6 protein-coding genes and 1 pseudogene are annotated in these 7,398 nt (G+C 62.4%); 2 read left to right on the top strand and 5 right to left on the bottom strand.

All coding sequences use genetic code 11. The annotated features are described in order from the left end of the window. Together C7G41_RS33400 and C7G41_RS38500 are read left to right on the top strand one after the other, a co-directional pair. A pseudogene (locus C7G41_RS33400) lies at positions 1-485 on the top strand (DNA topoisomerase IB); the annotation flags it as partial. After that, complete coding sequence (locus C7G41_RS38500) at positions 475-615, top strand: hypothetical protein (protein WP_245446837.1); 141 nt, start codon at positions 475-477, stop codon at positions 613-615. The pseudogene C7G41_RS33400 and the gene C7G41_RS38500, both read left to right, overlap by 11 nt. Positions 616-1,170: 555 nt before the next feature. On the opposite strand, the gene C7G41_RS33395 is transcribed toward C7G41_RS38500, so the two are convergent. The 5 genes from C7G41_RS33395 to C7G41_RS33375 all read right to left on the bottom strand — a co-directional run bounded on the left by C7G41_RS33395 (position 1,171) and on the right by C7G41_RS33375 (position 7,311). Then, complete coding sequence (locus C7G41_RS33395) at positions 1,171-2,376, bottom strand: ABC transporter substrate-binding protein (RefSeq protein ID WP_106946515.1); 1,206 nt, start codon at positions 2,374-2,376, stop codon at positions 1,171-1,173. Between the two features lie 78 nt (positions 2,377-2,454). Next, positions 2,455-3,153, bottom strand: a complete 699-nt coding sequence (locus tag C7G41_RS33390) for an ABC transporter ATP-binding protein (RefSeq protein WP_106946514.1) — start codon at positions 3,151-3,153, stop codon at positions 2,455-2,457. Beyond that, entirely contained in the window at positions 3,150-4,997 is a 1,848-nt protein-coding gene (locus C7G41_RS33385) for an ATP-binding cassette domain-containing protein (RefSeq protein WP_106946513.1), read from the bottom strand. The genes C7G41_RS33390 and C7G41_RS33385 overlap by 4 nt, the downstream gene beginning before the upstream one ends. A gap of 11 nt (positions 4,998-5,008) precedes the next feature. Then, positions 5,009-5,884 (bottom strand): branched-chain amino acid ABC transporter permease, encoded by an 876-nt coding sequence (locus C7G41_RS33380; protein WP_007599169.1) that lies wholly within the window; start codon positions 5,882-5,884, stop codon positions 5,009-5,011. Between the two features lie 92 nt (positions 5,885-5,976). Continuing rightward, a complete protein-coding gene (locus C7G41_RS33375) occupies positions 5,977-7,311 on the bottom strand; it encodes a substrate-binding protein (protein ID WP_106946512.1) in 1,335 nt (444 codons plus the stop codon). Between the last annotated feature and the right edge of the window lie 87 nt (positions 7,312-7,398).

Raw genomic sequence — 7,398 nt, 5'->3', positions numbered from 1 at the left:
CCGAGTATGCCGAGAAAAACAAGTCCTACGGGCTCACCACCATGCGCCGCAAGCACGTCGCGGTCGGGCGCGGCGTCCTTCGTTTCGACTTTACGGGCAAGTCGGGCAAACAGTGGAAGCTTCGCATCGAGGACAAGCGGATAGCCGCGATCGTGAAGCGCTGCGCAGAGATCCCCGGACATGAGCTCTTCAAGTACCTGGACGACGACGGACAGCCCCGCACCGTCGATTCCGGCGACGTCAACGCCTACATCAAGGACATCACGGGCGAGGACTTCAGCGCCAAGGATTTTCGGACTTGGGCGGGAACCGTTCTGGCGGCGTTGGCCCTGGGCCGAATTCAGGAAGTACGACAGCCAGGCCGAGGCGAAGCGCAACGTCGTCGCCGCGGTCGAAAGCGTTTCGAAGCAGCTCGGCAACACACCGGCCATCTGCCGCAAGTGCTACGTGCACCCGGAAGTCCTGAACGCCTACATGTCCGGTGACCTCGTAAAGATGATTGATGCCAAGATCGCGCAGAAGTTCAAGCGCCAGTACGCCAAGCTCACTTCCGACGAGATCGCGGTGCTGGCATTTCTCCGGAAGCGTCTCGATACTCTGAAGGCGCCCGCCTAGCCTCGCGTACCAGTCTCCGGACGCCTGCGCGCTGCTCGATACCTCCGGGCGCGCCCCGGCAGGTGCTCTCGTCGGCAGAGCGGAAGTGGGCGTTGTGCGGGCCAGCGGAACGGTGTCTGGCGATTCAGCACGGGTTCGGCTTCCGACCTCGCCATTTGGTGCGCATTGCCGGCTCCGTAGAAGAACCCGTGAACAAGTCGCCGGCCCGATAGTCTATTCAGAACGCGTTCGCTAGGTCGGACTGCGATGGCTCCAAACGGTACCCTTGGGCTGGGGAGGCCATAGACAGTCCGAAACTAACCAAGTCGCCTGCGCAAGCTGGCGGCTTCTTTCTTGGATCTTGATCAATTCAGGCAGCGGTAGCTATGGCCCGTTCGCGCGCGTCGCAGTGAACTACGTCGCTCGCGAGGCCACTTAGCAGGGCGTACCGGGCGCAGCGATCCGAGTTATAGCAACGCTGCGTGAACGGCGGAAAAGGCGCTCTCACTTCCGCACTGCAACAGGAGCGCACCCGCGGGTGCGCTCCTCCCTGCGACCAAGCGATTGGAACACCACTCAGTGTGCAACCACCGGACACGCCGAGTCGGACAACTTCCCAAATGCTTCTTCGCCGGACATGGTCTGAACCAGTTTGTAGTAGTCCCAAGGTTGTTTGGACTCCTCGGGTTTCTTGACCTGCATAATATACATCTCATGCTCCATCAGACCGTCGGCACGGATCTTGCCATTGCTGGTGAACATGTCGTCGATCTTCATCTTCTTGAGCTCGGCCATCACCTTCTCTGAATTGGTGGAGCCTGCAGCCTTGACCGCGTTGAGGTAGGTCATAGTCGCCGAATAATAGCCCGCCTGATTCATGGTGGGCTCGCGCTTCGTCTTCTCATAATAGCGTTTGGCGAAGGCGCGGGTCTTGTCGTTGAGATCCCAATACCAGCCAGTGGTAAGGTAGAGGCCCTGTGCGGTCTTGAGACCGAGGCTGTGAATGTCGCTGATGAAGGCGAGCAATGCGGCTGGCTTCATCGTCCTGGCGATGCCGAACTCGTCGGCAGCCTTGATCGAGTTGGTAAAGTCGTTGCCGGCATTGGCGAGTCCAAGCACATGCGCACCCGCGTTTTGCGCCTGCAGCAGATAGCTCGAGAAGTCCGACGTGGAGAGCGGAACGCGCACGGCGCCTACGACCTTGCCGCCATTGGCCTCGACCACCTTCGAGGCGGACTCCTGCAACTGTGTACCGAAGGCGTAGTCGGCCGTGAGGAAGAACCAGGTTTTACCACCCTGCTTCACCATCGTCTTTGCGGTACCGTTGCCGAGTGCCGTTGTGTCGTAGACATAGTGCACCGTGTAGGGTGTGCAGTCCTTGCCGGTCAGTGATGCGCCGGCTGCGCCGATAGCGATGAATGGAATCTTCTTTTCCTTGGCGACATTGTTCATCGCCAGGCTCACTCCCGTGTTCGATCCACCGAGAATCATCGTAACGCCGTCGCGATCGGCCCATTCCCGGAACTTTTGCGCTCCAACGTCGGGCTTGTTCTGGTGATCGGAGACCATGAACTCGATCTTGTTGCCCAGCGCGCTGCCGCCAAAATCCTCGATCGCCATCTTGGCCGCCTCGACGCCGCCGGGGCCGATCACATCGGCATACAGGCCGGACATGTCGTCGATATCGCCGATCACGACCTTGTTTTCGGCCGCGTGTGCAGTCGTCACCGCCATTGAGGCCGCAAGCAACAATTGAACCGTTCTTACCGCAATGTATTTCATTTTACGTGTTCCTCCTTTTGGATTTCAGCGCGAGGGTCGTCAAAACTCGCGTCGTTACGTAGCGCCCGTCGAAATCAGCTAGACGCCGAGAAAGCGTTGGAGCAGCTCCGGTTGTGCCTTGAGCTCCCGCGCCGGCCCCTCGTGCACGATGTGTCCGTTGTTGATGATGTAGATCCGCGTCGCCAGCGCCAGCGTCGCCGCCAAATTCTGCTCGACCAGCACGATGGTCTGGCCGGCGGCGGCGAGCTCGCGGCAGGCCTTGACGAGATCGTGGACGATGACGGGCGCGAGCCCCTCGAACGGCTCGTCCAGCAGCACGATCTTGGGATCGCGCACCAGCGCTCGCGCGATAGCGAGCATCTGCTGTTCGCCGCCGGACAGCTCGGTGCCGCGGTTGCTACGCCGCTCCTTCAGTCGCGGAAACATCTCGTAAATGCGGTCGAGCGGCCAGCGTTTCGGTGCCGTGATGCCGGCGAGGACGATGTTTTCCTCCACCGACAGGCTGCCGAAAATGCGGCGTTCCTCGTGCACGAGCTGCATGCCGGCCTGCGCGATTCTGTGGCTCTTGCGCCCCGCGATATCGATGCCGTCGAACTTCACGCTGCCGCTACGCGGCGTCACGACGCCCATAAGGCTCTTCAGCGTGGTGCTCTTGCCGGCGCCGTTGCGTCCGAGCAGCGCCACCACCTCGTGACGCTCGACATGCATGGCGACGTCGAACAGGATGTGGGAGTCCCCGTAATAGCTGTTCAGGCCGTTGACCTCGATCAGGCTCATGCCGCGATCTCTCCGTGCACGCCACCGAGATAGGCTTCCTGGACGGCGGCGTTGGCCTTGATTTCCTCCGGCGTGCCGGAGACCAGCACCCGGCCTTCCTGGAGCACGGTGACGCGCTCGGCCAACTCGAACAGCGAATCCATGTCGTGGTCGATGATGATCATGGTACGGCCGCGCGCGATCGACTTGAGTAGCTTGACGGTCTCGAGACGCTCTCGCGGGCTCATGCCGGCGAGCGGCTCGTCAAGCAGCAGCAGGCGCGGCGACGTGGCGAGCGCAAGCCCGATTTCCAGCCTGCGCTTCTCGCCATAGGCGAGCTCGGACACGGGCGTGTCGGCACGACGGGTCAGGTTCACCAAAGCGAGCGTGTGCGCCACCTGCTCCGTCAGGCCCTTGACGCCGGCGAGCGTGCGGAACAGGTCGAGCCGGAATTTTCCGCGCAGCTCGGCCAGCGCGGCGATCGTCAGGTTCTCCCGCACCGTCAACCCGGTGAAGAGCTGGTTGACCTGATAGCTCTTGGTAAGGCCGAGCTGGCAGACCTCGGTCACCTTCAATCCCGTGATGTCTCGCCCCTCGAATACGATCTGGCCGGAACTCGGCGCGATCTCGCAGGTCAGCATCTTGAAGAAGGTCGATTTGCCGGCGCCGTTGGGCCCGATGATCCCGCGCAGCTCGCCCTGATTGACGCTGAAATCGATGTCGCTGTTGGCGACGAGACCGCCATAGCGCTTGGTCAGGCCGGTGGCTTTCAGGATCGGCCCGGAATAGGCGGGATGCGCGACCTCCTTGGCCTGCATCGGCGCCGGTGGGGGTTGCAGCGTGGCCTCGGCGTCAGCGGCCTCCTGCTCCATCTCCGCATCCATTCGCTTTCGCTTGCCCGAGACGAGGCGGTAGAGATCGGCAAGACCGCCGATGATGCCGCCGCGCAAGAAGCAGACCAGCAGCACGAAGACGACACCCAGGACCAGCTTCCAGGCTGCGCCGAGGCCCAGCGCGGACTGGAGGAAGTCCTGAAGGAAAAGCCAAACGGTTGCGCCGACCAGCGGTCCGAACAACGTGCCCCTGCCGCCGATGGCCGTCTGCATCACGAGCTGGCCCGAGGTGTCGAAGGTGAAGGCGTCGGGCGGCATGAAGGCCTGGAGCACGCCAAGCAGTCCGCCGGCGAAGCCGGCGTAAGCGGCTGCGATCACGAAGGCGGTCAGCTTGTAGCCATGGATGTTGTGGCCGACGGCCGTGGCGCGCAGCGGATTGTCGCGGATCGCACTCAGAATCGCGCCAACCGGCGAGCGCACGATCCTGAGGGCGATGACGACGCCGACGAAGTAGCACAGCGCGATGAACTGATAGAGCGACCAGCCATTGGTGAAGTGGATGGAGGTGAAGCCGAGATCGAAGCTCGGCGTCGGTACCCCCGGCAGGCCGTTCTCGCCGCCGGTGAAATCGGAAAGTGGATTGAACTCGACGAAGAAGAACACCTCCGCGATCGCCACGGTGATCATCGCGAAATAGATGCCGGTGCGGCGCAATGCGATCAGGCCGATGAGGTAGCCGGTCGCGGCGGCCGCGATCATGCCGATGATCAGCGCGCCCAGCACGTTGCCGAAGCCCGCGCGGGTCAGCAGGTAGGCGGCGACGAAGCCGCCGGTGCCGTAGAAGGCGGATTGGCCGAACGAGAGCAGGCCGGTGAAGCCGAACAAGATGTCGAAGCCGAGGCCGAACAGGCCCCAGACCAGGATCCTGTTCACGGTGTTCGGCGCGAAGCCGAGATGAGGCAGCACCAAGGGGGCTGCGATCAGGCCGATCGCAGTCAGGGCTTCGATCAGGAAGGGGCGTTGCTTGAGCATCAGGAGATCGCTTACTCGCGGCCCTGGACGCCGAGCAGGCCATGCGGTCGTACCACGAGTACGAGCGTCATCGCCGCAAACAGCATCACATAGGCATAGCCGGGGTTGAACATGGAGGTGACGCTGATGATCTCGCCGGCGATCAGGCCGCCGAGAATTGCGCCGGGGAACGAGCCGACGCCGCCGATCACCACCACCACGAAGGTCTGGACCAGGATGTCGTCACCGATGCCCGGTGTCAGCGACACCACCGGCGCATTGACGATGCCGGCAAAGCCGGCGGCCATTGCGCCGATGCCGAACACCACCATGAAGACGCGATAGACATTGATGCCGAGCGAATCGACCATCACCGAATCCTCGATGCCGGCGCGCACAATCATGCCCAGCCGGGTCCGGTAGAGGACGATGAACAGTGCGCCGAGGGCGACCGCGACGATGCCGACGACGGCGAGGCGGTAGGTCGGATAGAACATGAAGCCGAGATTGGTGATGCCCTGGAACAGGGCCGGCGGCGGTACCAGCTGCGACTGGCTCGAGAAGATCAGGCGCACAAGCTCGACGAAACAGATACCAAGCCCGAAGGTCACGAGCAGCTGATCCTCATGGGGGCGATGATAGAAATGGCGGATGATGACGCGTTCCATGAGAACGCCGAGCAGCATTACGAACAGGGAGCCCGCGATCACGGCGAGGATGAACGACTCCGTGTACTGGTAGGCGACAAAGCCGGCATAGCCGCCGATCATGAACATCGCGCCGTGCGCGAGGTTCAGCACGCCGAGGGTGCCGTAGATGATGGTCAACCCGGAGCTGATCAGCGCGAGCAGTGCGCCGAGCGCGAGCCCGTTGAAAAGCTGTGAAACGAGGTTGGGCCAACTTATCATGCGACAATCGCTGTTGTGAGGGTGCGCATCAGAAAAAGGTGACGCCGCGGGACCGGAGTGCAGTCCGCGGCGTCAAAGGGGTTAACTAGGTCTCAGCTGTAATCGCCGAGGTGGCAGCCGAAGGCGTCCGGCTTCTGCATCAGGCCTTCACCCGGGACGATCTCGACCACGTCGTACCAGTCTTCCTTGTTCTTCATGTCCTTCTGCTGCTTGCCCTTGACGATGATCACCGGCCGGACGCATTGGTGATCCTCGGGGCGGTAATGCACGTCGCCGACCAGCGAGGGGATCGTCTCGCCCTTCTCGTAGGCCTTGATCACGTCGGGCGGATTGAAGCTGCCGGCCTCCTCGCACATGTGCGCCCAATGCGCGAAGCTGACATACGCGTTCTCGGCGCCCCATTCCGGCTTGTAGCCGTACTTCTTCTCGAAGGCTTCGTTGAATATCTTGGCCAGCGGGAACTTGTCCTCAATCGTCCACCAGTAATCGGTGGCGGCATAGACGCCCTGCATCAGGCCGCCGGTCTCGCGAGCGATGAACGGCACCTGGTAGGGCACCACCAGCTTCATCTTGTCGAGCACGCCGAATTGCTTGGCTTGTTGGGTGGAGAGCACGGCGTCGTGGCCCCAGTTGACATTGATGAGCACGTCGGCGCCGGAGTTCGCGACGTTCAGCAGGTAAGAGGAATAGTCCGGCGCGCCGAGCGGGGCAACCTGGTTGGTCACGGTGGTCCAGCCAGCTGTCGCCAGGAAGTCCTGCATCGATTTGGTAACGGTGTGGCCGTAGGTGTAGTCGGGCGTGAGATACGCCGCCTTCTTGCCCTTGCCGAACTCACGTACCATCACCGGGCCGATCGCTGCAGCCGCAGTCTGGCCGTAGAAGTTCTGGCGAAAGCCGTAGCGGACGCAATCCTTGCCAGTGGTATCGTTCGAGCCGGAAATGCCGCATACGAAAATCACATGTTCGCGCTGGGCGAGCTTGTTCAGCGCCACCGCAACGGCGCTCGACGTGCCGCCGGTGATCATGATCGCCTTGTTCTCGCTGATGAAGCGCTGCTGCGCCTGCACCGCCTCGTTCGGCTTGGCCGCGGAATCGGCGACGCCGAACTTCAGCTCCTTGCCGAGCACGCCCTTGCTGGTCTTGGGCGAGATCTTCTTGATCAGCTCGTGGCCTTCATTGATGTGCTCGATCGCGAGCTGGTAGCCCTTGAGCTCGTCTTCGCCCTGCACGGCATAGGTGCCGGTGCGCGGCACCGAGATGCCGATGAAGGCGGTGGAACCCGAGACACCCGCGGGGTAGGAACCGATCGCCGGCTTGTCCTCGGCAAACGCCGGCATCCCGGGCAGCATCGTGCCGCCGATGAGGCCCGCAGTGGTCTGCAGCAGGCCACGGCGCGACAGGCCGCGGCGGATGAGATTGTCAGTCATGATCGTTTCCTCCGAACATCGTTCTTGTTTGTAGGCAAACACAATTTGTCCGGCGGCGGCCGGCCTCGAGGGCCTGTCCGCGCCGGG

Source organism: Bradyrhizobium sp. MOS002, from assembly GCF_003020115.1.
Taxonomy (GTDB): Bacteria; Pseudomonadota; Alphaproteobacteria; order Rhizobiales; family Xanthobacteraceae; genus Bradyrhizobium.
The sequence above is the reverse complement of the archived record's forward strand: the minus strand, read 5'-3'. Positions and strand labels throughout refer to the sequence as shown.